This is a genomic window from Nocardia sp. JCM 38205 (assembly GCF_058222935.1).
In genome coordinates this window covers 26,649-49,383 of record NZ_JBYHFL010000008.1, presented here as the reverse complement: position 1 = coordinate 49,383, position 22,735 = coordinate 26,649, and the positions used below count along the sequence as shown (strand labels likewise).

Sequence of the window (22,735 nt, the reverse complement as noted above, 5' to 3'; positions counted from 1 at the left end):
TCCTTCGTGAGCGGGTCGAGCGGTTAACGGGGGAAGGTGTGCAGGGCCGGGCGGCCCAGGCGGGTGAGCTGGGTGACGTGGCCGGGACCGAGATCCTCGAGGCAGCCGACTCCGAGCAGGCGCATAGTGCGTTCGAGCTCTTCGGCGAGAATGGCGATCGCGCGGTCCACACCGGCCGCACCGCCCGCCATGAGCCCGTACAGGTAAGCGCGGCCGATCAGGGTGAAGCGGGCGCCGAGCGCTATCGCCGCGGCGATATCCGCGCCATTCCTGATCCCGGTATCCAGGACGATCTCGAGGTCGCTGCCGACTTCCGCGACCACCCGTGGCAGTAGCTGAAACGGCACCGGTGCGCGGTCGAGTTGCCTGCCGCCATGATTGGACACCACGATGCCGTCGACGCCGCATCGGGCGACCCGCACCGCGTCCTCGACCGACTGAATGCCCTTGACCACCAGCTTCCCCGGCCAGCGCGCTCGGATCCAGCCGAGATCCTGCTCTGTCACCGTGGGGTCGAACATGGTGTCGAGCAGCTGGGCGACCGTGCCGGGCCAGCGATCGATGGACGCGAAGGCGAGCGGTTCCGTGGTGAGGAAATCGATCCACCAGCGCGGGTGCGGCAGCGCGTCGAGCACCGTGCGAGCGGTGAGTGCCGGCGGCACCGTGAGGCCGTTGCGGCGATCGCGCAAACGCGCACCCGCCACCGGCACATCCACGGTGACGAGCATGGTGTCGAAACCGGCCGCCGCAGCCCGATCGATCAACGCCATCGAGCGATCCCGGTCCTTCCACAGATACAGCTGGAACCAGTTGCGCCCGTGCGGGTTGGCGGCATGGACGTCCTCGATACTGGTGGTCCCCATGGTGGACAGCGCGAACGGAATGCCTGCGCGGGCGGCCGCCCGCGCACCCGCGATCTCGCCCTCGGTATGCATCATCCTGGTGAATCCCGTCGGTGCGATGCCGAAAGGCATGGCGACCGGTGCCCCGAGGACGTCCCATCCGGTGTGCACGTGAGCGACATCGCGCAATACGGACGGATGGAATTCGATATCGTTGAACGCGTCTCGTGCCCGCGCGATAGATATTTCGGCTTCGGCCGCGCCTTCGGTGTAGTCGAAGACCGCACGCGGGGTCCTGCGGCGAGCGATCACGCGCAGGTCGTCGATGGTTGCCGCGGCCGCCAAACGGCGTCTGGTGCGGTGAAAATCCGGCCGCCGCGGACGCAGCAGTGGCGCCAGTTCGCGGGGCCGTGGGAGTCGGCGCTTCACAGGCGGGTCTTTCGTATAGGCAGTGGATTCGGCAGGTATCGGCGGGCCGGAAACGCCGCGGCGACGAGGTTGCGCGCGGCGGCCGCGTCGTCGGGGATCGCGCCGTGTGCCCGCGCCTGGGTCAACGCGTTGCCGAGCGCGCTCGCCTCGACAGGGCCGGCCAGTACCGGAAGTCCTGCATGATCGGCGAGCAGTTGGCACAGCAGTTCATTGCGCGCGCCGCCACCCACCAGGTGCACGGTTCGTACACCGACACCGGACAGCTGGGCGGCGGTGTGGACCGCGTCGGCGAACGCCGCAGCCAGGCCGGTCAGCACAGCGCGCACGATCGCGGGGCGATTACCGGGGGCGGGCAGATCTCGCTCGCGATACCACTGCGCAATACGCCGTGGCATGTCACCGGGGGCGAGGAATCGCGGGTCCGCGACGTCGAGCACGGCGACCGGATCATCCGCCGCGGCCGCATGGTGTAACAGACTGTCGAGGTCGGCGGGATGGCCCTCGCGTTCCCACTGCCGCATCGATTCCTCGAGCAGCCACAGGCCCATCACGTTGTGCAGGAACGTGATCCGGCCGTCGGCTCCTTGCTCATTGGTGAACCCGGCGGCGCGGCAGGCGGGATCGAGAATCGGATGCGGCAATTCGACGCCGACCAGGCCCCAGGTGCCGCAGGAGACGAAGGACGCGGTGGCGGGATCCATCGGGATAGCGGCTACCGCGGCTGCGGTGTCGTGGGACGCCACCGCACGGACCTCGGGTCGTCCGCGCAATCGCAATCGGCGCATCACCTCCGGCAGTGGCGCGCCGAGCGCGGTGCCGGGCTCGATGACGCCGGGAAACAGCCCGGCGGGCAGGCCGGCACGATGACACAACTCCGCATCCCAGCGCCCGTCGACGCCGAGCAGCCCGGTGGTCGAGGCATTGGTGCGTTCACACACCGCGCGACCGGTGAGCCAGTACCCGATCAGGTCGGGGATGAGCAAGGCCTGATCCACATCGTCGAGCAGCCCCGCGGCGGCGTCGGCGGCCAGCTGATAGATGCTGGTGAATCGCAGGAATTGCAAACCATTGCGCCGGTACAGCTCGTCCGGGTCGATCTGCTCATGGACGAGCCGCACCCCGAGCTCGGCGCGTTCGTCACGATAGTGGTGCGGTACCCCGATCAGCCGCCCGTCGCGCAGCAGCCCGTAGTCGACAGCCCAGGCGTCCACCCCGATGCCGTCGAGCGGCCCGTCGTCGAGGTCCGCGCGCGCGAGGCCGCGGCAGAGCTCGGCGAACAGCCAGGGAAGGTCCCAGTGCATCGCCTCCCGGTTGCCGTCCCAGATGTGGACGGCGTCGTTGCGGAACCGATGCACCGGGCGGAGGCCGAGTTCGCCCGCGCCGACTGTCGCCAGCATCACCCGCCCGCTGCTCGCGCCGAGATCGACCGTCGCGAACCGTGCAGCCGGGCTCATCGCAGGAACGCCGCGGAGACGCCGGCGTCGACGGGCACGAGCAGTCCGGTCGTGCGGGCGAAATCGCCGGCGCACAACGCGAACGCGGCCGCGGCGACGTGGTCGGGAAGCACCTCGCGTTTGAGCAGCGTGCGGTCGGCGTAGAAAGCACCCAGCTCGGACTCGGCAACGCCGTAGACAGCAGCGCGTTCGGCGCCCCATCCGCCGGCGAAGATGCCCGAACCCTGCACCACTGCATCCGGATTGATGCCGTTGACCTTGATCCCGGACTCGCCGAGTTCGGCCGCCAACAGCCGCACCTGATGGGCTTGATCAGCCTTTGCCGAGGCGTAGGCGATATTGTTCGGCCCCGCGACAACGGCGTTCTTCGAACAGATGTAGACGATGTCACCGCCCATGCCCTGCTCGACGAGCACGGCAGCCGCGGCCCGGGAGACGAGAAACGACCCGCGGGCCATCACATCGTGCTGAAGGTCCCAGTCCGCTGTCGTCGTGTCGGCGAGTCGCTTGGACAGCGACAGACCCGCATTGTTCACCACGATGTCGATGCCGCCGAATGCCAGCAGGCACTGTTCGATCGCGGCCTCGATGGAACCTTCGTCGGTGACGTCGGCGGTGATACTCGTGGCGACGTCGGCGGAACCGATTCCGGCGGCGGCCTCGCGTGCCCGTTCGCCGTCTCGGTCGGCGATCGCGACGCAGGCGCCTTCGGCCGCGAAGCGCCGTGCGATGGCCAGCCCGATGCCCGACGCAGCGCCGGTGATGAGGGCGACTCGCCCCGCGAGCGGCTTCGGTGCGGGAAGACGGGCGAGCTTGGCTTGCTCGAGTTCCCAGTATTCGATGCGGAACTTCTCCGATTCGCCGATGGGTTGGTAACGCGAGATGGCCTGCGCACCGCGCATCGCCGCGATGGCGTTGCGGTAGTACTCACCGGCGATTCTCGCGGTGTGCTTGTCCGGGCCGTAGCTGAACATTCCGACTCCGGGGACGAGCACGATTGCGGGGTCGGCTCCGCGCATCGGCGGCGTGGATTCATGGGCGTATCGCTCGTAGTACGCGCGGTATTCGTCGCGGTAGGTGCGGTGCAGCTCGGTCAGCCGATCGCGGCAGGTCTGCGGGTCGGCATCGCTGGGCAGGTCGAGCACCAGGGGCCGGATTCTGGTGCGCAGGAAATGGTCCGGGCAGCTGGTGCCGAGCGCGGCGAGATCGGGATGGTCGCGTGCGGCAAGGAATTCGAGCACCTCCGGATGGTCGGTGAAATGGCCGACGCGCCGGTGATCGGTGCTGACGAGGCGGCGCAGATGCGGCGCGAGGGCTGCCGCCTTGGCCCGGCGCTGCCGCTGCGGCAGGGGCTGGTACCCGGACAAGGGCGGTCCGAACGGTTCCGGCCTGCCATTGTCGTCGATATAGCGCTGGATGGCGCGGATGATCTCCAGCGAATTGGACTCCGCGGCCGCTGAGGTCGGGCCCCACGCGGTGATGCCGTGACCGCCGAGGATTACACCGATGGCCTGCGGGTTGGCCTTCTCGATGGCGGCGATATCGAGTCCGAGCTGGAACCCGGGACGGCGCCACGGCACCCATAGCACCCGATCACCGAAGATCTCGGCGGTGATGTCGGGCCCATCGGCGGCGGTGGCGAGGGCGATGCCTGCGTCGGGATGCAGGTGGTCGACGTGGGCCGCGGTGAGCAGGCCGTGCATGGCGGTATCGATCGAAGGTGCGGCCGTCGAGCTGCCGTGACGTGCGTAGTCGAACAGCGCGACCATCCGGTCCTCTTGCGCCGGGCCCGGATAGACCCCGGTCATGGCTCGCAACCGGTCCAGGCGCAACACCGCGAGTCCGTCCTCGGTGAGGGTGCCGAGATCGCCGCCGGAACCCTTGACCCACAGCAGTTCCAGTGCACTGCCGGTGATCGGGTCGCGCGCGGTGGCCTTGGCAGAGGCGTTACCGCCGGCGAAGTTCGTGTTGCGGGGGTCGGAACCGAGGCGGTGTGCGCGCGCGAGTAATTCGGCGACGACGGTATCGGACATCGGGGATTTTCCTTCGACGGTGTGGACGGGACGGTGCGGGAACTCAGCCGACGCTCGCGGCAGCCCAGGTGGTGGCCGGTCCACCCACCCGCGCCGCGGTGAGGCTGTCCTGGTGGCCGGAGCCCGCGTAGGAGGCGAGCGGATCGGCGGGCAGCCCGCGTGCCATGCGCCACTGCGCAAGCATGGGCCGGACATCGGTGTAGAAGGCATCCATCAGCACCGCGTTGGCGCCCAGCACGTCACCGTCGCACTGTGCCGCTGCCAAGGCTTCCGCGTCGACGAGCGCGGCGCGCGCCGTCATTTCCTGCACATTGAGCACCGACCGGATCTGCGCGGGGATTTTCGGTTCGATGTAGTGGCATTGGTCGAGCATCAGATTCACCCGCGCACCGGGTTGGAGGCCGCCGCCGTGGACGAGTTCGAACAGGATGCGGAACAGCTGAAACGGATCGGCGGCGCCGACGATCAGGTCGTCGTCGGCATAGAACCGCGAATTGAGATCGAACGCGCCGAGCCTGCCGAGGCGCAGCAACTGCGCGGCGATGAATTCGATGTTGGTGCCCGGTGCGTGATGGCCGGTGTCGAGGCAGACCACCGCTCGCTCGCCGAGCGCTGTGACATGGGCGTAAGCGGTTCCCCAGTCCGGCACGTCGGTCATATAGAAGGCGGGCTCGAAGAACTTGTATTCCAGCACCAGTCGCTGATCGCTACCCAGCTGGGCGTAGATGTCGGCCAGCGATTCGGCCAGCCGGTCCTGCCTGCTGCGAATGTCGCCTTGGCCGGGATAGTTCGTTCCGTCCGCGAGCCAGATCTTGAGGTCGCGCCCGCCGACCTGGTGCAGGATATCGAGGCAGGCCAGGTGATGGTCGATGGCCTTGCGGCGAATCGTGGCGTCGGTGTGGGTCAGGCTGCCGAGGCGATACGCGTCGTCCTGGAAGGTATTGGAGTTGATCGTGCCGATCGCGACGCCCAGATCGCGGGCGTGGCGCGCCAATTCGGCATAGTCGTCGACAGTGTCCCAGGGAATGTGCAGGGCGACGGTCGGCGCGCTTCCGGTGAAACGGTGCACTGTCGCGGCATCGGCGACCTTTTCGTATGCGGTGCGCGCCGCGCCCGGCGTCGAGAAGACATGGAATCGGGTCCCTGTGTTGCCGAAGGCCCAGGACGGTAGTTCGACGGACAGGGAGTCCAGCACGGACTCAGGGCTTGTCATGAAGTAGCTCCCGGTGGAGGAAAGAGCGCATCCCCGAGGACGGGTGCGCCTGCGACCGGCCGGGCCGGTCGGCGAAATGAAACGTTTCAATACCGTAGCGCGATGTGTGATCTGCGTCAACAACTTGGTTGCCGAACTTGCGCTCAGCGCACCGGCATGCAGTGGCGATACATGATGCGCCTGTTGCAGAAAGTGCAGGTAGATTCATTTTGGTTGGCAAGGTGTCAGGGCGAGAGTGGGATGTGCGGCTCCCTTTGGCTGCTTGCCTGGAGAAGGTGCTCGCGACTAGGTTTGATTGAAACGATCAAATTCACTTCGCGCCGACTGTCGGGTGATCCCGGCCGGCGAGCGCGCCGACGCCCGAGAGGGGCTGTCGGCGATCCACCCAGGAGGCGATATGGCCGATCGATCCGAAGCCGCCGCGCGAATCTCGCGGCGCGGGCTGCTGCGTTCCTCGCTGGCGATCGGCGCCGTCGCCGCCCTGCCTGCCGCGCCGAGTGCGCAGGCATCGCCGTCGGCCGGCGTGCCGGCGCAGCTCCCCGGCCCGGACGTGCTGGTGACCGATGTTCGCGAGATGGTCGCGCTGGGCGCCAGGTATCCGGGTAGTGCCGCACATCGCGCGTGGGTCGACCGGCTGGCCGCGGAGTTCGCAGCGCTGGGCATGGACGTGGCGCGCGATCGGCATCAGTTCATGCGCTGGCAGGCCAACTCCACTTCGCTGCAAATCGAGGGTGAGGCCGTGCGGGTAGCCGCCGCGTACCCGAACTCCGGTGCCACGCCACCGTCGGGCAGCACCGGCCCCGCGGTGTATCTGGGTCCGCTGTCGGCTCCCGGGGTGGGCGAGCTCCTCGGTGAAGGGGCAGCGTCGCGTGCCGTCGACCGAGCGGTCCGTGCTCTGCTCGACGCCGTACCGGGAGGAGTGGCCGGCAAGGTCGTGGTCATCGACGAGCCTGTGGCCGCCTTGCGCCTGGGGGTATTCGAGCCGCTGCTGTCCTACCGCCACGATCCGGAGGGCAATACCGGTCCCGGTACCGACTACCGGCGCACCTGGACCACCCTGCTCACCGCCGGAACTTTGACCGCCTTCCGGGAGGCCGGCGCACTGGCCGCTGTGCTCGTGCTGGATGCCGCACCCGAGAACGCATCCGGTCAGTACACCCCGTTCACGCACCCCTATCAGGATCTGCCCGCGTTGGTCGTCGACCGGGTAGCCGGGGCTCGCCTGCGGGCTGCGGCCGAACGCGGTGCGCAACTCACTGTCGAGCTGCAGGCCACCAGGACGCCGGAATCGTCGGACAGCTTGGTCGCGATCCTGCCGGGTAGTGGACGCAGCCCGGAGGCACTTGTGCTGCACACCCATTCGGACGGAATGAACGCCTTCGAAGAGAACGCCACCGTCGCTCAGGTGCATCTGGCCCGCCACTTCGCCGCCTTCGGTCGCGACAACCGCGACCGCGATCTGATCATCAGCGCGGTCACCGGGCACTTCGGGCCCGGTCTGCCGGAGAGCGAAGGGTTCCTCAACGACCATCCCGATCTGGTCGCCCGCGCGGCGGCGGCAGTGACGATCGAACATTTCGGCGCCACCGAGTGGCTCGACGATGCCGCGGGCTATCACCCCACCGGGCAGGTCGAACCAACCGTTGCGTTCCACTCGCCGACCGGCATCCGCGACATAGCCATCGACACCACCCGTGCGTGCGATCTGCGTCGATTCGAGCTGCTTCGCCCCATCGGCCAGACCTTCTTCGGTGTTGGAGCAGCCCTGCATCGCGCCGGGATTCCGAGTGTCGCCTACATCGGAGGGCCCAATTACCTGCTGTCCGACGTGCCCGGCGGTCATCTCGACAAACTGGACGGCCGGCGCATGGCCGACGAGCTGCGGTGGACCGCCGACCTGTTGCATCGACTCGATCGCGCACCGGCAACGCAGTTGCGACACTGACCGGCCACGAGCTGCAATCCGACGATGCCAACGGTGGGCTACCGGCCGAAGAGCTTGTGTGCAGAGCAGAAAATAGGTAGTGCGTTAGGTAATTCGCCGGTTCCGTCGACGCGGGCGGAATGGAATTCTTATCGGGCGTAGACATCCGGTCTACCGCTCCCGCCACCGACAACGGCGTCGGCATGGCCGCCAACGACGTCGGCCAGCAGGCGGGGATGGCGCCCGGTTGCGGCCCTGTGCTGCTCGAGCCCGGCCGCAGATTGTCTGGAGGCGTGCCGCCACTGCGATCCGGAATTCGGATCGCATTCAACAGAACCTGCTATTGGACTTCCGGAGACCGGCGCAGCAGGCTTGAAGCGGTAGGAATCACTCTCCGCCGATTCGAACCTCGGACCTGTCCGAGTTCTCGTGCAATGAAAGGAGACAGGGCCGTCGCCATGGGGCCGCGGCCCTGGATAGCCATGACCCTTTTTCACGACCTGCGCCACTACATCGACAACTTGACCGACAAGCTGGGACCGGATGAGGTTCGCCGGATCGACGGCGCGAATTGGGACCTCGAGATCGGCGGCATCACCGAACTGTCCGCCGAAAAAGAAGGCCCGGCACTGCTGTTCGACAATATTCCCGGCTATCGGCCGGGCTACCGAGTTTTCACCAACTTCATGGGGACCGCCGAACGCTGCGCGGTGGCACTCGGGCTGCCGGCCGATACACCGAAGATGGACATAATCCGTGCCTGGAAGGACATCGGCAAGAGCATCGAACCGATCCCGCCGACCACCGTCGACACCGGCCCGGTGCTGGACAACGTAATGGCGGGCGACGCCGTAGATCTCACGGCGTTCCCCACACCACGCTGGCACGACGGCGACGGCGGCCGCTACATCGGTACCGCGTGCATGGTCATCACCCGTGACCCCGACACAGGGTGGGTCAACATCGGCACCTATCGCGGCTGTGTCCAGGGCAAAGACCGGCTGTCGCTGTGGATGCTGGGAAACCGGCACGCGCGGGCGATCGCAGAGAAGTATTGGAAGCGCGGGTTGTCCTGCCCGATCGCGGTCGTGGTCGGCCAGGATCCGATCCTGTCCACAGTGGCGGCGATCGCGGCACCGGAAGGGGTCTCCGAATACGATCTGGCGGGCGGCCTGCGCGGCAAAGGTGTCGAGGTGCTCATCGCGCCGGACAGCGACCTGCCGATTCCTGCCCACGCCGAGATCGTCATCCAGGGTGAGATGCCTCCGGTCGAGGAAGAGGCAGTCCTCGAAGGGCCGTTCGGGGAATGGACGGGATATTTCACCCATGCAGGGCCCGAGACCGTCGTCCGGGTAACCCGGATCATGCACCGAGACGCGCCGATCATTCTCGGTGCACCGCCGATGATTCCCACGGTGCCGGCCGGTGACCAGGCGGTGCCCCTGTACTCGGCGTCGGTCACCTGGGACCATCTCGAGGCGTCGGGCGTGCAGAACATTCGCGGCGTATGGGCATATGCCAGGCAGTTGCTGATGGTGATCTCGATCGAGCAAACCGGTGCAGGCGATGCGATGCACGCCCTGCTGGCCGCGGCCGGCCGAAAGCGGACCGGCGGAATGGACCGTTACTTCGTGGTCGTGGACGAGGATATCGACATCACCGATATCAACCACGTGCTGTGGGCCGTGTTCACGCGCGTCGATCCCGCCGAATCGATTCACGTGCTGCGCACGCCGACAACCGCTATCGATCCGCGCTTGGCACCGACCAAACGGGAAGCCGGCGATATGTCGATGGGCATCGTGTTGATCGACGCGTGTAAACCGTTCGCCTGGAAGAACACCTATCCGAAGATGAATCGATTCGACGAGAACTACCGAGCCGAGATCCGCGAACGATGGAAAACTGTTCTTCCGCTGTAGGCCACGGCATCGCATTCGGACAGAAGAAAGTAGGCGCGCCGAGTTGAACGTGCCCGATGAGATCATGCCGCTGCTGCGCGGATGGCCGCAGATCGGTGCGGCGGAGCAGGCGTTTCCGTTTCTGTCGGTGGATGCCGACGGCTTCCCGCACAGTGCGTTGCTCTCACGTGCGGAGCTGGAACCCGGTGCCGACGGGACGGGATTGCTCGCGATCATCGCGAGCACCCGTACCCGGTCCAATCTCATGCGGTCACGCGCCGCGGGGTTGATCGCGATCGACGGCACTGTCTGTCATCGCATGAAACTCGCGCTGACGGCGTGGATCGCCGATGGCAGTGACCTGCTCGGCTGTGTTTTCACGGTCACCGGGCACACACCAGACGATATCGGCGTGCCGATGCGGCCCTTGACCTTTCGGCCGACGAGGGAGCTCGCCGAAATGGAGAACTGGCGGCGCGGTGACCGGCTGTTCACCAGGCTGCGAGAGGAGCTACCGCGATGACGTTGCCGCAGCGACGCATCATTATCGGCGTGACGGGGGCAAGCGGTGCTCCCTACGCCGTCCGGCTGTTACAGACCTTGTACGAGATGCCCGGAATAGAAACGCATCTCGTGATGAGTGCCTGGGCAAAATCGAATATCGAGACCGAGACCCCGCACACGGTCGCCGAGGTCGCCGGCCTTGCCGACGTCACCTACAAACTGGGGGAGCAGGGTGCCGCGATTTCCTCGGGGTCGTTCCGAACCGGAGGGATGATCGTAGTGCCGTGCAGCATGCGTACGCTGGCCGCGATTCGACATGGCATCGCCGACAATCTGGTGAGCCGGGCGGCCGATGTCGTCTTGAAGGAGCGCCGCCGGCTGGTGCTGGTACCCCGTGAGACACCGCTGAACGATATTCATCTGGAGAACATGCTCGCACTGAGCCGGATGGGCGCACGCATCGTTCCGCCGATGCCTGCCTTCTACAATCACCCCGAAACCATCGATGATCTGCTGGATCATGCCGTCACCCGAATACTGGACCAGTTCGATATCGATGCGCCGCAGGCGAAACGGTGGCAGGGTTTGACCAAGACGCGGCGCGCCCGAAACGGCGCCGGGGCGGACCGGATCTGAGGACTATCTGCTCGCGCCGCGGCTGACGAATTCGGTGGCGTGGTCGACGAAAGCGCGGGCGGCGGGCGCGCCGACCCCGCCATTGCGCAGGAGAATGCCGAGCCGCCCCGGGGGCAATTCCTCGACCGCCACACCGACGATCCGATCGTTTCCGCGCACCGCCGATGTCGGCACCAGCGCCATTCCCAGCCCTCGTTCCGCCAGCGCGACCAGGACATCCGGATCGCTCGCGGCGAATGCGACGTGCCCGCGAACCCCCGCGCGTGCCAATGCGCGGTCCAACTGACAGCGCACACCGGAGCCCTCCGGTAGCGCGATCAGTGGGCGTTCGCCCAGGGCGGTGAGCGGTAATGTGTGCCGCGCCGCGAACGGGTCCTCGGGCAGTACCGCCGCGATGATGGGTTCGCTGTGCAGTTCGCGCGTGCGCATGGCCGGCGCCGGATCGTCGGTCAGGCTGGTGAAAGCGATATCGAGGGCGCCGTCGTAGACGCGGCGAGCGAGCTCGTCCGCCGTGCCCTCGACCAGGGTGATATCCACGCCGGGGTGATCGCGGTGGAACGAGGCGAGGATCTCCGGCAGATCGATGCTGCGCGGCGAGATCGAGGTGATGGTTCCGACCGCGACATGCCCGGTCAGCAGCCCGGACAGCGCGTCGATCGAGGCGCGCCCGGCCGCGATGGCGTCCATCACCTCGACCGCATGCGGCAACAGGGCCGCGCCCGCCGCCGTCAGCGTCACCCCACGCGGTTTCCTGACGAACAGCCGCTGCCCCAGCTCACGCTCCAGCGCCTTGATGTGAGTGCTGATCCCCGATTGGGCGACGTGTACCCGCTCCGCGGCACGGGTGAAGTTCCCCGCCTCGGCGACGGCGATGAAGTAATGCAGCTGGCGTATGTCCATCGTCAGTGCGTATCGAAAATCCACTGGTAGGCAGCAACCGCCGCTTCGGTGGCCGCCCGTTCGGCCGGCGTGGGGTGCTCGGGATCCACGGCTACCGGCAGTGCGCCGAGTTTCAGCATGGCTGCCATGAGCAGCATTCGTGCCTTCGTGGCGGTCAGGTTGCTACCGGCGATGACCGTCGGGTCGGTGCGGTAGGCGATGCCGCCGGTATTTCCCCGCCCGACCCGGACCACCGGCATGCCGGAGTACGTCGCGATCGAGAGTGCGGCTTGGGTCGCCGGATCGGTGCCACCGAAGGGCGACATGCCTTCGCAGACGAAACCCGACAGTGGCGCACCGGCGAGATTCGCGGCCCGGCGCGCCAGCACTTCCACCGCTGTCGTGTGGTCCGGCGCGGTATCCGCTCCGACCGCGGTCTGCACGTAGCGGGTGTACTTGACGATGGTCACCACTGGCATCGCCTGGGGGTTCAATGCGCCGGCATCGTCTTTGACCGACACCTCGACGGTACGAATGCCGCCGTCGCCTTCCTCGGCGACGCCGGTCACCCGAGGCGGCAAGAGCGGTAAGCGCAGTTCTGATCGGTGCGTGTGCCGATAGTTGGGAATGTAGGTGACTCGCGGTGGACCGTATCCGCCCATATCCGCGACGACGCCGCCATGGCCGCCGGTGGCCTCATAACCGCCTGGCCTGGCATCGACTTTGGCCACTTCGCGGGCGGAGTAGACCAATTCGTCGACGATCAGCACAGCGCCGAGCCGGTTGCGCCCTCGCTCGTCCAGGGCAGCCTCCGACAGCAGGAACTTGACGCCGTCGACAATATTGCGGGCGCCGTCGGCACTGAGCGTCTGATGCCTGCGCTGCGCGGTGTGTCCGACGATCGGCACCGTGGTGTCGATCAGCAAGCCGAGCCAGTACACCGTCTCCTCGGTGGTCGGGCTGCCTTCCAGCCACTGCGCGCCGACGTAATCACCGGCCGACAGCACTCGCTGGACCATTGTCGTTGCCCGCGCCAATGCGCGCAGGTCCGGCTCGCGATGCAGGTGATACGGGTAGTAGGCGAAGAAGTCCTCGCCGAGCGACTCCGCCGCCCTGCCGTCCTGCTCGCCGGTATACCCGCCGCTGGGGGCGGGGCGGAAGAAATCGAAGGTTGCCCGAGTGCTCAACCCGATCGGATGACCGTGGTCTTCGAGCCCGAACCGCTCGATCTCCTCGTAGAGGCGTTCGGCGTCCGGATAGAAGGTTTGCCGGCTGAGCGCCGCGGGCGCAAGCGGCGAGCTGGACGCGGCTTCCCACGCCGATCCGTCGGCTTGCCTGGCCATATAGGGAAGCTGGTAGAGCCCGTCCTCCGGGTGCAACTCCACCTCGTATACCGGTTTCGCGCCGGGGGTTTCGGTGGCATGCAGTGTGCCGTCGGCGTCCAGCCAGCCGTCCGGCGGCGCGTAGAGGGCCCGTGCGTCGGATTCGAGGGGGTGTGCGGTGTAGGCCTCGACGAGGACCGTCACCGGTGCCGCGAGCCGTTGCGGACGCACTAGATCGAAACGTGGTGTCCCGCCGTCGAGCGTGGCCAGTGGCGGCAGGCCGTAACGTTGCCTGGCTTTGGCGGAAGTCACCAGATCCGGACTGTTGCCGATGGTCGCGGTCGGTCCGGAGAAGACCGCGATGCGGCCGGGGTCGATCGGTTGGGCAGTCACGAGATCAGCTCACCGCCCAGCGGAACGAGTCCGCGGCTGTGCAAGCCGCCGTCGGAATGGATCACGCATCCGGTCACCGATTTCGTCCGTTCCTTGGAGGCGAGGAAGACGTAGGCCCACGCGTGGTCTTCCGGTTCCGACGCGACCTGCAGCGGATTCGTCTGCCGAATCAGTTCGGGCAGGTCGGGCATATCGACCAACCGCTGGCCGCCGCCATCCATCGCCTCGACTCCACGCAGCTGGGTCACCGTGCCGCCGGGTGCGACAGCGTTGACCCTGATATGCGGTGCGAGCTCGAAAGACAGCTGGGACAGCAGGCCTCGGACGGCGAATTTGGAACCGGTGTACAGCGGGCCACCTCCGCCGGGAAGGTAGCCGGCATTCGAAATCGTCAGCACGACATTGCCCTGCGTCTTCGTGATCTCCGGAAGCGCAGCCTTGACCGCGAGCAACGATCCCTTGACGTTGATATCGAACATCTCGGTGAAGGCCGCATCGAGCCGGTCCTCGGGCAGGCTGTCCAATGAAGCGAAGTAGTCGAAGATTCCGGCGACCGTTACCAAGGTGTCCAGCCTGCCGAAAGCCTCGACCGCGGCCTCGACCGCTCGTTTGTGGTCGTCGAGTTCACGTACGTCGCCCTGTATCACGGTGACCGCGTCGCCACCCACTTCCCGCAACGCCTCGACAGCTTCGGGGGAGCGGTCGAGGACTGCGACCCGCGCGCCTTCGGCGACGAATCGTTCCACCACGGCGCGGCCGATACCGCTGCCCCCTCCGGTGACGAGCGCGACCTTTCCGGTCAACCAGCCTTCTGTCATTGCCATACCTTTCACGAAAATCATTACGACGCAGGTCCGATCGAGCCCTCGAGCATGCGGGTGAACACCGCTGAGGGCTGCCATGTCAATGCTTCGAGCTCCACCGGATCCAGTCGCACGCATGTGCCACGGCGCGGTGAGGTGATCTCGAGACGTTCGCCGTTGCCGACCGTCACGACCCGTACGACGACGTCGGCGAATTCGTTGCTCAGATGCTGTTCCGTCACAGGAACACCCCGAGGTTGGGGGTGACCAGCGTGGTATGCGCCAAACGGACTGTGCGCGCAGCCAGTTTCCAGCCGCTTTCGGTGTGGTGCAGGATGTCGAAGCGCTCGCCGATGATGGAATCCGATTCGACGCCGTCGCCCTGGGCGCGGAAGCACAGGAAATTGCTGCGCACGTCGTACTTGCCGGCAGCCTCGAGTGCGTCCACGCGGACGTTGGTGATCAGGCGCTGGGTCCGTGAGGGCGGATCCTCGGCGTAGGCGTGGTCGGTGTAGAGACGCGAGACGCGCATCTTCATCGACGCGAAATTGTCTTTCATGTGGAAACCCGTCGGCGAGAACTCGTGTTCACGGGCTTCAGGTCCGCGGGTGACGCGAATCGGCATGAGGTAGACGAGTTCCTCCGACAGGCAGTCGAGCCACCGCTCGAACTGCCGGCGGTCGAGGTATTCGGCCTCGCGGTAGAGGAAGTCGGCGCACGCGGCGGCGATATCGCGGGAAACGCCGGAGCCGGGAGAGGCGGTCCCGTAGTCGGTCGAGATGGTCACTGTCCGGCCTCCTGGTCGTCGCGGTCGGGTGTCGATACTTCCCGCAGCCACCGCCGATAGAAGGCGCGCTGCGGAGCCTCGCCGAGCGCGGTCGTGGTGGCCCGGCCGGGGAAAGGCCAGTGCGGATCCTCGGCGTAGTCGCTCATCCCGTCCAACCCCAGCTGGAAGTTCAAACGCATACCGCTCTTGCGCGCGAAGACCGACTTCGCGGCGACCGGTGCGCCGCCCCAGACCACGGTGTCGTCCTGCTCGAGGATCCCGGCCGGACCATGCATGCTCAGTGCCGCGACATAGGCCTCTTCGTTGAAGCTGTCGGGCGCACTGTTCCAGCCCAGCGTCCAGTTCCAGTTCACGATCGTGTCCGGTCCCGCCGGCTGCCACTGGCGTAGGTACGTGAACACCGCAGGTGGCGCGTCGGGGTGCGGTGAGGCGGGCACCCGCACCAGTCCGAGATTCGGGAAGATGAGAAACGTGGTGGCCGAATGGTTCTCGACGAACTGCCGCTGGTCGGGCGTGAGGCGGTCGAGTTGGAACGTTTCGGCGACCTCGGGCGGGAATCCGGATCGGTGCCAGGGTGCTGGGAGGAATCCGTCATTGACGATCATGCCGTGACCTTCGTCGAAGTACACATGCCGCGACACGCCCTGCGGGCCCGCGCCGCCCGCCTCGATGCCGGGGAACATGCCGACCTCTTCGGCCGACCGGTGGAGGGACGGCACGTGATAGGCGTCGGCCATGAAATTCTCGGCGCCGGACTTCCAGTTGGCCGGCACGCGCCAGCGGTGCGGCTCGCCGATGGCGGACATTCCCTGCTCGTTGAGGCCGAGGAGTGCGTCGAGGTACCACCGCATCCCGCCGAGGTACTCGTCGAGGGTGGGTGCGCCGGGATCGAGGGAGGCGAAGATCAGGCCGTGAACCGAATCGACGTGCGGCGCCGCGACGAGGCCCCACTGCTCGGCATCGAGTTTGCGGTAGGCCTTCTTGCGGTACGGAGCGCCGCTCCAATCGCCGTTGTTCTTGAATACCCAGGAATGGTATGGGCAACGGAAATGGGAGCTGTTTCCCTTCTCCACCCGGCACACCGGGCTGCCGCGGTGAGTGCATTTATTGAAGAGGACATTTATGCGACCGTCCTCGTCGCGGACGACGATGAACTGGTCCTGCCCGATGTAGCGGAGAACGTAGTCGCCCGGCGTCGGAATCTCCGATTCGTGTGCGACGAAGCACCAGCAACGGGCGAAGATGCGGTCCAGTTCGCGTGCATAGACGTCCGGATCGCCGAATATCCGAGGGGAAACAATTCCCTGCTCCAGCTCGCGATCGACCCTGCGGAACAATTCCGTCGTAGAGTCCGGAAATTCAATGGTCCTGCCAGTTTCCGGCAGGGTCGTCTGATCGAACACGTGGTATCTCCTCGCGCTGCTTTCACGGTTTCCGGTAAAATACGAGCGGCTTCGTGAATAGGCAACGAAATCGGTCCGAATGATGGAACGCGGGAGAATTCGGTGATTTCCGGCGACTCGCCCGAAGGGGGGCTAAGGTCGATAGCTGCGGATTCTCTCCAACGATCGAGGTGTTGTGATGGCCGATACCGCGCCACTGTCGAACCTGCCGGCCGAGCTGACCAGCCTGGTCGGTCGGGCGTCGGAATCGGCGGAGGTCAGGAGGCTGCTGGCGAATTCACGGCTGGTCACCCTCACCGGTACCGGCGGTGTCGGGAAGACACGACTGGCCATGCATGTCGCTCGTAAAGCCGAGCGAGGACTCGCCGGCGGCGCCGTGTTCGTCGAATTGGCGGAGGTCGCAGACCCTGCTCTGGTGGCGCTGACGGTGGCCCAGGTGCTGGGCGCGCCCACCCAGCCGCACGACGTGGTGGCGACGTTGATCGACTTCCTTCGCGGTCGCGAGCTGCTCCTCGTACTGGACAACTGTGAACATCTACTCGACGAGAGTGCGGTTCTGGTGCGCAATCTGCTCTCTGCGTGCCCGGCCCTGCGCGTGCTCGTGACCAGCCGGGAGCCGCTGCGCGTTGCGGGTGAGCATGTGTTCGAAGTACAGCCGCTCGGGGTGGGCCCGGCCGGGCATCGGGACGACGGCACGCGCCCCGATGCGGTAACGCTGTTCGTCGAACGGGCCGCCGCCGCGGCGCCGGGATTCTGTATGACAGCGGAGAACACAGCCACGATCGAGGAACTCTGCCGTCGGCTCGACGGTCTGCCGCTGGCGATCGAATTGGCCGCCGGACGGATGCGAGCCCTCTCGCCACGCGAATTGCTCGAACGGCTGGCCGACCACCACCGATTGCTTACGGTAGGCGATCGCTCGGCTGCGCCGCGGCATCAGTCGCTCTGGGCGACGCTGGACTGGAGCTATGGGTTGTGCACCGCCATGGAGCGTCGGCTATGGGAACGGTTGTCGGTGTTCACCGGCCCGGTTCACATCCAGGCCGCCGAGTGTGTGTGCAGCGATTCGAGCGTGCCGCGAGAGGCGATCGTCGATTGCCTTGCCGCGCTGGTGGACAAGTCGATTGTCGGCCTGCTCACCGATGGCGAGCACCCGACGTACCGGATGTTGGAGACGGTGCGTGAGTACGGCTTGCGCAAGCTCCGTGCCCGCGCCGACGAAGCGGCCGTGATCGGTCGATACCGCACGTACTATCAACGGTTGGCACGAGAATTCGATGCGCACTGGTTCGGCCCCGGCCAGGTGGGGCAGGTGGAACGGATGCGGCGGGAGCACGCGAATCTGCGCGCGGTGCTGGATTCGCTGCTCGCGGATCCAGCAGGTGGCCCCGCCGCGCTCGGCATGGCTGCGGCCCTGTTCTGGTATTGGCTCGGATGCGGCCAGCAGCGCGAGGGACGGTACTGGCTCGATCGCGCACTGGCGTCCGGCTCGGCGCCCAGCTCCGAACGTGCCGCCGCGCTGTGGTCGAACGGATACCTCGCCGTGGCGGAGGGCAAGGCGGTGGTCGCCCTTGATCTGCTGCGTACCAGTCAGGACCTAGCCGCTGAACTGGGCGATGATGTCAACCTGGCGCACGCGACGCACTTCCGCGGGGTCGCCGAGCACAACCTCGGCAACACGGCATTGGGCATGAAGCTGATCGAGGAAGGCTCGGCGATGGAGGAGGCGGGGGGACCGAGCCTGCTGCACATTCTCGCCCTCGAGCAGTTGGGGTGGGCCTACTGCCTGCGGCAGGAGCCCGAGCGCGCGATCGAGGTCCTGCAGGAGTGCAGGCGAGTCTTGGCCGAACACGGCGAGCGGTGGCTGCTGTCCTGGATCGATGCGTTCCTCGGCCTGGCGCAGTGGATGCTCGGCGAGTACGACGCGGCCGGAAGACATCTGCACGAAGCATTGACGGTCAAACGTTCCTTCCACGACGCGCTGGGCATCGGGGTGGTCATGGAGTTGCAGGCCTGGGTGGCCGTGGCCGAAGAGCGGCCCGAGCACGCCGCCCGATTGATGGGTGCGGTCCGGCACGTGTGGGAGCCACTCGGTGAGTATCCGGGCGGCTTCGAATTACGCAGCTGGAGCGACAGAACCGCACAGCAAGCTCGGGCTGCGCTCGGAGACGCGGCCTTCGAAGCAGCGTTCGCAGCGGGCGGCCGACTCGGTACCGAACGGGCGATCGACGTCGCTCTTGGGCAGATCTCGGTGGACGACACCCCCGAGCCCGAGCCGGCCGATGCGGTCCTCGCGCTGCTTACTCCGCGTGAGCTGGAAGTAGGCAGGCTACTCGCGAAAGGGTTGACCAACCGGCAGATCGCGCAGGCGTTGGTGGTCGCTCTGCGCACCGTCGACTCTCACGTGGAGCACATCTTCGCGAAGCTGGGCGTGAATTCCCGAACCCAGGCGGCACTGCTGCTGTCGTCACGGTGCTGAGCATCGATCGTCAGTGCCGGTGCCGCATCGACCGTCGGTGGATGGCGCGCCACCGCGCGGTCAGTGCTTTGCCGTCAGCCTGTTGCACATCGCCCGGTTCGCCAGCACACCGGTCGCCGCCCGGGCGGCCGTGGCCGTGGCCGCATCGATGGTGACGACGAGCATCCCTGGCCCGGACTCGAGTCGGTCGACGACCCGGCCGAACGGATCCGCAACCATGGAGCGGCCGATCCCGGTCGGCGCGCTCGGATTCAGTGCGAGGCCGGTGAACCGCGGGTCCGCCTGATCGCAAGCCAAGATCCACGAGCCCGAGTCGAGCGCGCGCGCCCGCACCAGCGTTTGCCACTGCTGGACCTTGCCCTTGCCCGCACCCCATGAGGTCGGCAGCATGATCGCGCTGGCACCCCGCTCGGCGAGCTGTTGGAAGAGGGCGGGGAAGCGCACGTCGTAGCAGGTGGCGACGCCGAGCACCAGCCCGTCGACCGACACCGTCACGTAATCCGTCCCGGCGGCCACGGTGTCGGATTCCCGGTAGCCGAAGGCGTCGTAGAGATGAATCTTGTGGTAGCCGAGGTGATATCCGAGGCCGGTGAGCAGCACCGTGTTGCGCACCCGCTCGCCCGCCGGGGTGAACATCCCCGCGGCGATGAGTACCCCATGGTCGTCGGCGATCTCGGCCAGAGCTCGTGCCCACTGGCCGTCCAGCGGTTCGGCCACGGCCGCCAGCGGGGTGCCGAAACACGCCATCGTGGCTTCGGGAAAGACGACGATCCGGGCGCCTTGTTCAGCGGCCCGCCCGACGGCGGCCCGTACCTGAGACAGGTTGTGCGACGGATCTGCCGTGGAGGTGATCTGGCACAGTGCCGCGCGCACTGCTGCGATGCTCATGTCCGCGCCTCCCGCCCCGCTCGGGGGATCCAGCCGGGCCGGCTCAGCAGGTAGCGGACCATCCGCGGCGGGATCGTCAGGGCGGCGGTGATTTCTCTTTCCTCGGCGGGCAGTTGTGTCCGGATCGTGTGGTGTGCACCGGATTTCACCTTGCCGATCCATTCCGGATCGATAAGTGCGGCACGGCCGACGGCGATGAGGTCCGCGCCCGCCGACATCGCGGACTCGGCGTCGTCCAGGGTTCGGATACCGCCACTGGCGACGACGGCGCTGCGTCCGGAGACAGCGGCCGCGATCACCGGAATCGGGTTGCGTGACTCGGCCGCCGAACGCGTTCTGGTCCAGTCCCGGTCTTCGGGCTGCGGTGAGTTCTTCCGAAAATCGTCCATGGAAATGTGGATGTAGTCGGCATACTCGGCCAAGCGGTCGGCCAGTTGCGCCGCATCGTCGAGCGTGTAGCCGCCGGCTTCCGATTCGAACGGTGTGATCCGGAAACCGAGCGTGACCTCATGGCCGACCGCACTGCGAACCTTGCGTGCGACGGCGATCGGAAAACGCATTCGCTCGCCGAGCCCACCGCCCCAACGATCGGTGCGCTGGTTGGCCCTCGGGGAGAAGAATTGGTGGATCAGGTAGTGGTTCGCACCGTGGATCTCGATCCCATCGAACCCCGCAGCGACGCCGAGTGCCGCCGAGCGTGCGAATGCATCGACGAGGCCGTCGATCTCCTCGGGACCTAGTTCTCTCGGCACCGGTGCGTTCGGGCGGGTCGATGGCACCGCGGATGGCCCCCGAATCCCGCTGCGCCCGACGATCTCCGGGATGGCGATACGCCCGCCGTCGTAAATTTGCAAGATGGCAAGCCCACCGTTGCCGCGCATAGCGCGTGCGACTGCGGTCAGGCTGTCGAGGTGGGTGGAACCGGTGGCGCCGATTCCTCGCCATGACCGGCCGTCCTCGTGTACATACGCGCACGAGGTGATCGCGGCTCCGAAGCCAGCCGCGCTGCGACGGGCCAGATAACGCAACTCGTCATCGGTGACCGAACCGTCGGGGTGGGAAGAGTTGGTGGTCATCGGTGCCAGGACGAATCGATTCCGTAGTATCGCCCCGGATTCGAGGCGTAGCGGTGCCCAGGGGCCTGGGTTGTCGTGCACAGTGGGAGCTCCTGTGAGTAGGGATGGGCAGGCGATCACTCGACCGGTGGCGGCAGCCGGCGGACGGCGTAGGAAAGTTCGATCGAGCGTCCCGTCCGGGGATCGCCGAGCTCCACTCGCCAACCGTCGCTGAACTGGTCGGCATCCGGACGCATGGGGATGGTGCCCGACATCAACACCGTCCCCACCTCGAGGAGCCCACGGCGACGCAGTTCCTCGACCCAGTACTGCGGCGTCAACAGTTCAGCGAGTGTGCCCTGTTGAATGACCTCGGTTTCGCGGTCGACCAGAACCGATCCGGTAAGGGTCAGCTCGTCGATGTAGCCGGCCACCTCGTCGAGCGGCCATGCCGAACGGGCGAGGACATCCGGCGCGGCCTGCTTGCTCCACGCCACTGCGTGCTGCTCGAGTTGCCGGTCGGTGTGATCGCACGCGGCGGTGAGCAGCAGCTCGCCCGGACCGTCGCCGGCGACCACCAATGCCCATTCGGCCTCCCCCGAGGTCCGCTCGTGCTGCACGGGCACCTCGTCGGTCTGCATGGCCAAGTACGGAGCGATGGGATAGACGCACGGGATTCGGGTGGGGCCGGGGACGCCGAGTTCGGCGAGCTCGGCGATGTGAGCGGCGACGTCGGCTTGGCTCCGCCCGGCGTACCCCGCGTTGAGCAGAGTCCGTACGTCCACCGTGCGGCGGCTGCCGTCGGGCAGGTCGAAGGTCAAAGGAGGCATGGGTTTTCCGGATTTCCTTACTGTGTCGATGAATCGGCCGGTCGCTATCGACGGAGGTGTCGCTGCCACCGGGCTTCCTGGGTCTGCTTGCCCACGCTCGCGGCTACCGCACGAATCGCGGGTGCGGCCTGTGCGGGACGGAATCGGTGGACCGGGCCGGAGATCGAGATCGCCGCGATCACGCCTCCCGACCAGTTGCGGATCGGCGCAGCGATACAGGTGAGCCCCGGCCTGGCTTCCTGCCTGTCGTATGCGATGCCTGTGTGCCGAATAGCGGAGAGCTCTCGTGCCAATTGTGCGGGCGAGCAGATACTGGTCGAGGTCGCGGGCCGCAGTCGGTCCGAGACCCGGGCGAGCACGTCGTCGCCACTGAACGCCAACAGGGCCTTACCCACGGCGGTGTTGGTGGCAGGCAGCCGAGCACCCACGGTGGCGGGTGAGCTGACGGCCTGGTGACCGTGGATCTGCTCGATGTAGCGTGCTTTGTCGTCGGCCAGCACGCACAGATTCACCGTCTCGTGCGTCATCTCGTAGAGGTCGAGCAGATGGGGCAGCGCGATCCGGCGCAGGTCTTGCACCTCGGGTTGTGCCGTGAGCGCGGCCAGCTCGGCCAGCCGAGCGCCAGGGGAGTACTCGGTGCCGCATTTGGTGACCATTTCCCAGTCGACGAGTACGGCGAGCAGCCGGTGTGCGGTCGACTTGGGGAGCCTGGCCCGCCGAGCGATCTCGGAGACCCCCATTACCCGGTGCCGCGGAGAGAAGCTACTCAACAGTGCCAAAGCCTTGGACGCAGAACTGGAGGACTCGGGTTCGGCCTGGTCGCGGCCCGCGTTCAAGGGGATGCACGCGCCGGCGGCGGCCGTGTGGGCCGACGCACCCATGCTGCTGATCGTCATGATGTGCCTCTCGATAACCGTGGCCGGCCAGACGGGGCCGGCGGAACAGGATGCAAACCCGGAC

Annotated in this window: 19 protein-coding genes; 5 read left to right on the top strand and 14 right to left on the bottom strand. The window is 66.8% G+C overall.

The genetic code is table 11. From position 1 onward, the window contains the following. Positions 1 to 23 precede the first annotated feature (23 nt). The 4 genes from AC4HOU_RS25320 to rhaI are packed head-to-tail and all read right to left on the bottom strand — an operon-like array spanning position 24 to position 5,971. The gene (locus AC4HOU_RS25320; protein ID WP_195021623.1) at positions 24 to 1,271 is read right to left on the bottom strand and encodes an alpha-hydroxy acid oxidase; all 1,248 of its coding nucleotides are present in this window, start codon (positions 1,269 to 1,271) and stop codon (positions 24 to 26) included. After that, positions 1,268 to 2,725 carry a rhamnulokinase gene (locus AC4HOU_RS25315; RefSeq protein ID WP_195021624.1) on the bottom strand — a complete coding sequence of 486 codons (1,458 nt, stop codon included), beginning with the start codon at positions 2,723 to 2,725 and terminating at the stop codon, positions 1,268 to 1,270. Before AC4HOU_RS25315 ends, AC4HOU_RS25320 begins: the two co-directional genes overlap by 4 nt. After that, positions 2,722 to 4,758: a bifunctional aldolase/short-chain dehydrogenase gene (locus tag AC4HOU_RS25310; protein WP_195021625.1), complete on the bottom strand. Its 2,037-nt coding sequence runs from the start codon at positions 4,756 to 4,758 to the stop codon at positions 2,722 to 2,724. Before AC4HOU_RS25310 ends, AC4HOU_RS25315 begins: the two co-directional genes overlap by 4 nt. Positions 4,759 to 4,801: 43 nt before the next feature. After that, positions 4,802 to 5,971, bottom strand: coding sequence for an L-rhamnose isomerase (gene rhaI, locus AC4HOU_RS25305; RefSeq protein WP_195021626.1), 1,170 nt, complete (start codon positions 5,969 to 5,971; stop codon positions 4,802 to 4,804). 397 nt (positions 5,972 to 6,368) lie between these two features. On the opposite strand from rhaI, the gene AC4HOU_RS25300 reads away from it, so the two are divergent. From AC4HOU_RS25300 to AC4HOU_RS25285, 4 genes are all read left to right on the top strand, one after another. Continuing rightward, positions 6,369 to 7,916, top strand: coding sequence for a hypothetical protein (locus tag AC4HOU_RS25300; protein WP_490725442.1), 1,548 nt, complete (start codon positions 6,369 to 6,371; stop codon positions 7,914 to 7,916). Positions 7,917 to 8,395: 479 nt separating this feature from the next. Further along, on the top strand, positions 8,396 to 9,817 hold the full coding sequence (locus AC4HOU_RS25295; RefSeq protein WP_195021699.1) for a UbiD family decarboxylase: 1,422 nt from the start codon (positions 8,396 to 8,398) through the stop codon (positions 9,815 to 9,817). Positions 9,818 to 9,866: 49 nt separating this feature from the next. Beyond that, positions 9,867 to 10,319, top strand: a complete 453-nt coding sequence (locus AC4HOU_RS25290) for a hypothetical protein (protein WP_324197470.1) — start codon at positions 9,867 to 9,869, stop codon at positions 10,317 to 10,319. Further along, positions 10,316 to 10,936, top strand: a complete 621-nt coding sequence (locus tag AC4HOU_RS25285) for a non-oxidative hydroxyarylic acid decarboxylases subunit B (protein ID WP_195021628.1) — start codon at positions 10,316 to 10,318, stop codon at positions 10,934 to 10,936. The genes AC4HOU_RS25290 and AC4HOU_RS25285 overlap by 4 nt, the downstream gene beginning before the upstream one ends. A gap of 3 nt (positions 10,937 to 10,939) precedes the next feature. Here AC4HOU_RS25285 and AC4HOU_RS25280 read toward each other — a convergent pair whose 3' ends face one another. The 6 genes from AC4HOU_RS25280 to AC4HOU_RS25255 are packed head-to-tail and all read right to left on the bottom strand — an operon-like array spanning position 10,940 to position 16,457. After that, the gene (locus AC4HOU_RS25280; protein WP_195021629.1) at positions 10,940 to 11,836 is read right to left on the bottom strand and encodes a LysR family transcriptional regulator; all 897 of its coding nucleotides are present in this window, start codon (positions 11,834 to 11,836) and stop codon (positions 10,940 to 10,942) included. Positions 11,837 to 11,838: 2 nt separating this feature from the next. Next, a complete protein-coding gene (locus tag AC4HOU_RS25275; protein ID WP_324197464.1) occupies positions 11,839 to 13,530 on the bottom strand; it encodes an asparaginase domain-containing protein in 1,692 nt (563 codons plus the stop codon). After that, positions 13,527 to 14,348: a 3-(cis-5,6-dihydroxycyclohexa-1,3-dien-1-yl)propanoate dehydrogenase gene (gene hcaB, locus AC4HOU_RS25270; RefSeq protein WP_195021702.1), complete on the bottom strand. Its 822-nt coding sequence runs from the start codon at positions 14,346 to 14,348 to the stop codon at positions 13,527 to 13,529. Before hcaB ends, AC4HOU_RS25275 begins: the two co-directional genes overlap by 4 nt. 23 nt (positions 14,349 to 14,371) lie before the next feature. Beyond that, complete coding sequence (locus tag AC4HOU_RS25265) at positions 14,372 to 14,575, bottom strand: dihydrodiol dehydrogenase (protein ID WP_195021630.1); 204 nt, start codon at positions 14,573 to 14,575, stop codon at positions 14,372 to 14,374. Continuing rightward, positions 14,572 to 15,120: an aromatic-ring-hydroxylating dioxygenase subunit beta gene (locus AC4HOU_RS25260; RefSeq protein ID WP_324197465.1), complete on the bottom strand. Its 549-nt coding sequence runs from the start codon at positions 15,118 to 15,120 to the stop codon at positions 14,572 to 14,574. Before AC4HOU_RS25260 ends, AC4HOU_RS25265 begins: the two co-directional genes overlap by 4 nt. Beyond that, positions 15,117 to 16,457, bottom strand: a complete 1,341-nt coding sequence (locus AC4HOU_RS25255) for an aromatic ring-hydroxylating oxygenase subunit alpha (protein ID WP_228816213.1) — start codon at positions 16,455 to 16,457, stop codon at positions 15,117 to 15,119. Before AC4HOU_RS25255 ends, AC4HOU_RS25260 begins: the two co-directional genes overlap by 4 nt. A gap of 244 nt (positions 16,458 to 16,701) precedes the next feature. Between AC4HOU_RS25255 and AC4HOU_RS25250 the strand changes: the two genes are divergently transcribed. After that, the gene (locus AC4HOU_RS25250) at positions 16,702 to 19,002 is read left to right on the top strand and encodes an ATP-binding protein (RefSeq protein ID WP_195021632.1); all 2,301 of its coding nucleotides are present in this window, start codon (positions 16,702 to 16,704) and stop codon (positions 19,000 to 19,002) included. Between the two features lie 60 nt (positions 19,003 to 19,062). Here AC4HOU_RS25250 and AC4HOU_RS25245 read toward each other — a convergent pair whose 3' ends face one another. Genes AC4HOU_RS25245 through AC4HOU_RS25230 form a run of 4 tightly spaced genes read right to left on the bottom strand, consistent with a single transcriptional unit; the run spans position 19,063 to position 22,671 of the window. Further along, entirely contained in the window at positions 19,063 to 19,890 is an 828-nt protein-coding gene (locus tag AC4HOU_RS25245; RefSeq protein WP_195021633.1) for a carbon-nitrogen hydrolase family protein, read from the bottom strand. Next, entirely contained in the window at positions 19,887 to 21,047 is a 1,161-nt protein-coding gene (locus tag AC4HOU_RS25240; protein ID WP_195021634.1) for an oxidoreductase, read from the bottom strand. The genes AC4HOU_RS25245 and AC4HOU_RS25240 overlap by 4 nt, the downstream gene beginning before the upstream one ends. A gap of 35 nt (positions 21,048 to 21,082) precedes the next feature. After that, the gene (locus tag AC4HOU_RS25235; protein ID WP_195021635.1) at positions 21,083 to 21,775 is read right to left on the bottom strand and encodes a DUF2848 domain-containing protein; all 693 of its coding nucleotides are present in this window, start codon (positions 21,773 to 21,775) and stop codon (positions 21,083 to 21,085) included. Between the two features lie 44 nt (positions 21,776 to 21,819). After that, positions 21,820 to 22,671, bottom strand: coding sequence for an IclR family transcriptional regulator (locus AC4HOU_RS25230; RefSeq protein WP_195021636.1), 852 nt, complete (start codon positions 22,669 to 22,671; stop codon positions 21,820 to 21,822). Between the last annotated feature and the right edge of the window lie 64 nt (positions 22,672 to 22,735).

What these genes read in the sequence shown, in the direction of transcription:
- AC4HOU_RS25280 (WP_195021629.1), bottom strand. Translation starts at nt 11,836, where the DNA reads ATGGACATACGCCAGCTGCATTACTTCATCGCCGTCGCCGAGGCGGGG.
- AC4HOU_RS25310 (WP_195021625.1), bottom strand. Translation starts at nt 4,758, where the DNA reads ATGTCCGATACCGTCGTCGCCGAATTACTCGCGCGCGCACACCGCCTC.
- AC4HOU_RS25245 (WP_195021633.1), bottom strand. Translation starts at nt 19,890, where the DNA reads ATGAGCATCGCAGCAGTGCGCGCGGCACTGTGCCAGATCACCTCCACG.
- hcaB (WP_195021702.1), bottom strand. Translation starts at nt 14,348, where the DNA reads ATGACAGAAGGCTGGTTGACCGGAAAGGTCGCGCTCGTCACCGGAGGG.
- AC4HOU_RS25235 (WP_195021635.1), bottom strand. Translation starts at nt 21,775, where the DNA reads ATGCCTCCTTTGACCTTCGACCTGCCCGACGGCAGCCGCCGCACGGTG.
- AC4HOU_RS25300 (WP_490725442.1), top strand. Translation starts at nt 6,369, where the DNA reads ATGGCCGATCGATCCGAAGCCGCCGCGCGAATCTCGCGGCGCGGGCTG.
- rhaI (WP_195021626.1), bottom strand. Translation starts at nt 5,971, where the DNA reads ATGACAAGCCCTGAGTCCGTGCTGGACTCCCTGTCCGTCGAACTACCG.
- AC4HOU_RS25285 (WP_195021628.1), top strand. Translation starts at nt 10,316, where the DNA reads ATGACGTTGCCGCAGCGACGCATCATTATCGGCGTGACGGGGGCAAGC.
- AC4HOU_RS25315 (WP_195021624.1), bottom strand. Translation starts at nt 2,725, where the DNA reads ATGAGCCCGGCTGCACGGTTCGCGACGGTCGATCTCGGCGCGAGCAGC.
- AC4HOU_RS25250 (WP_195021632.1), top strand. Translation starts at nt 16,702, where the DNA reads ATGGCCGATACCGCGCCACTGTCGAACCTGCCGGCCGAGCTGACCAGC.
- AC4HOU_RS25230 (WP_195021636.1), bottom strand. Translation starts at nt 22,671, where the DNA reads ATGACGATCAGCAGCATGGGTGCGTCGGCCCACACGGCCGCCGCCGGC.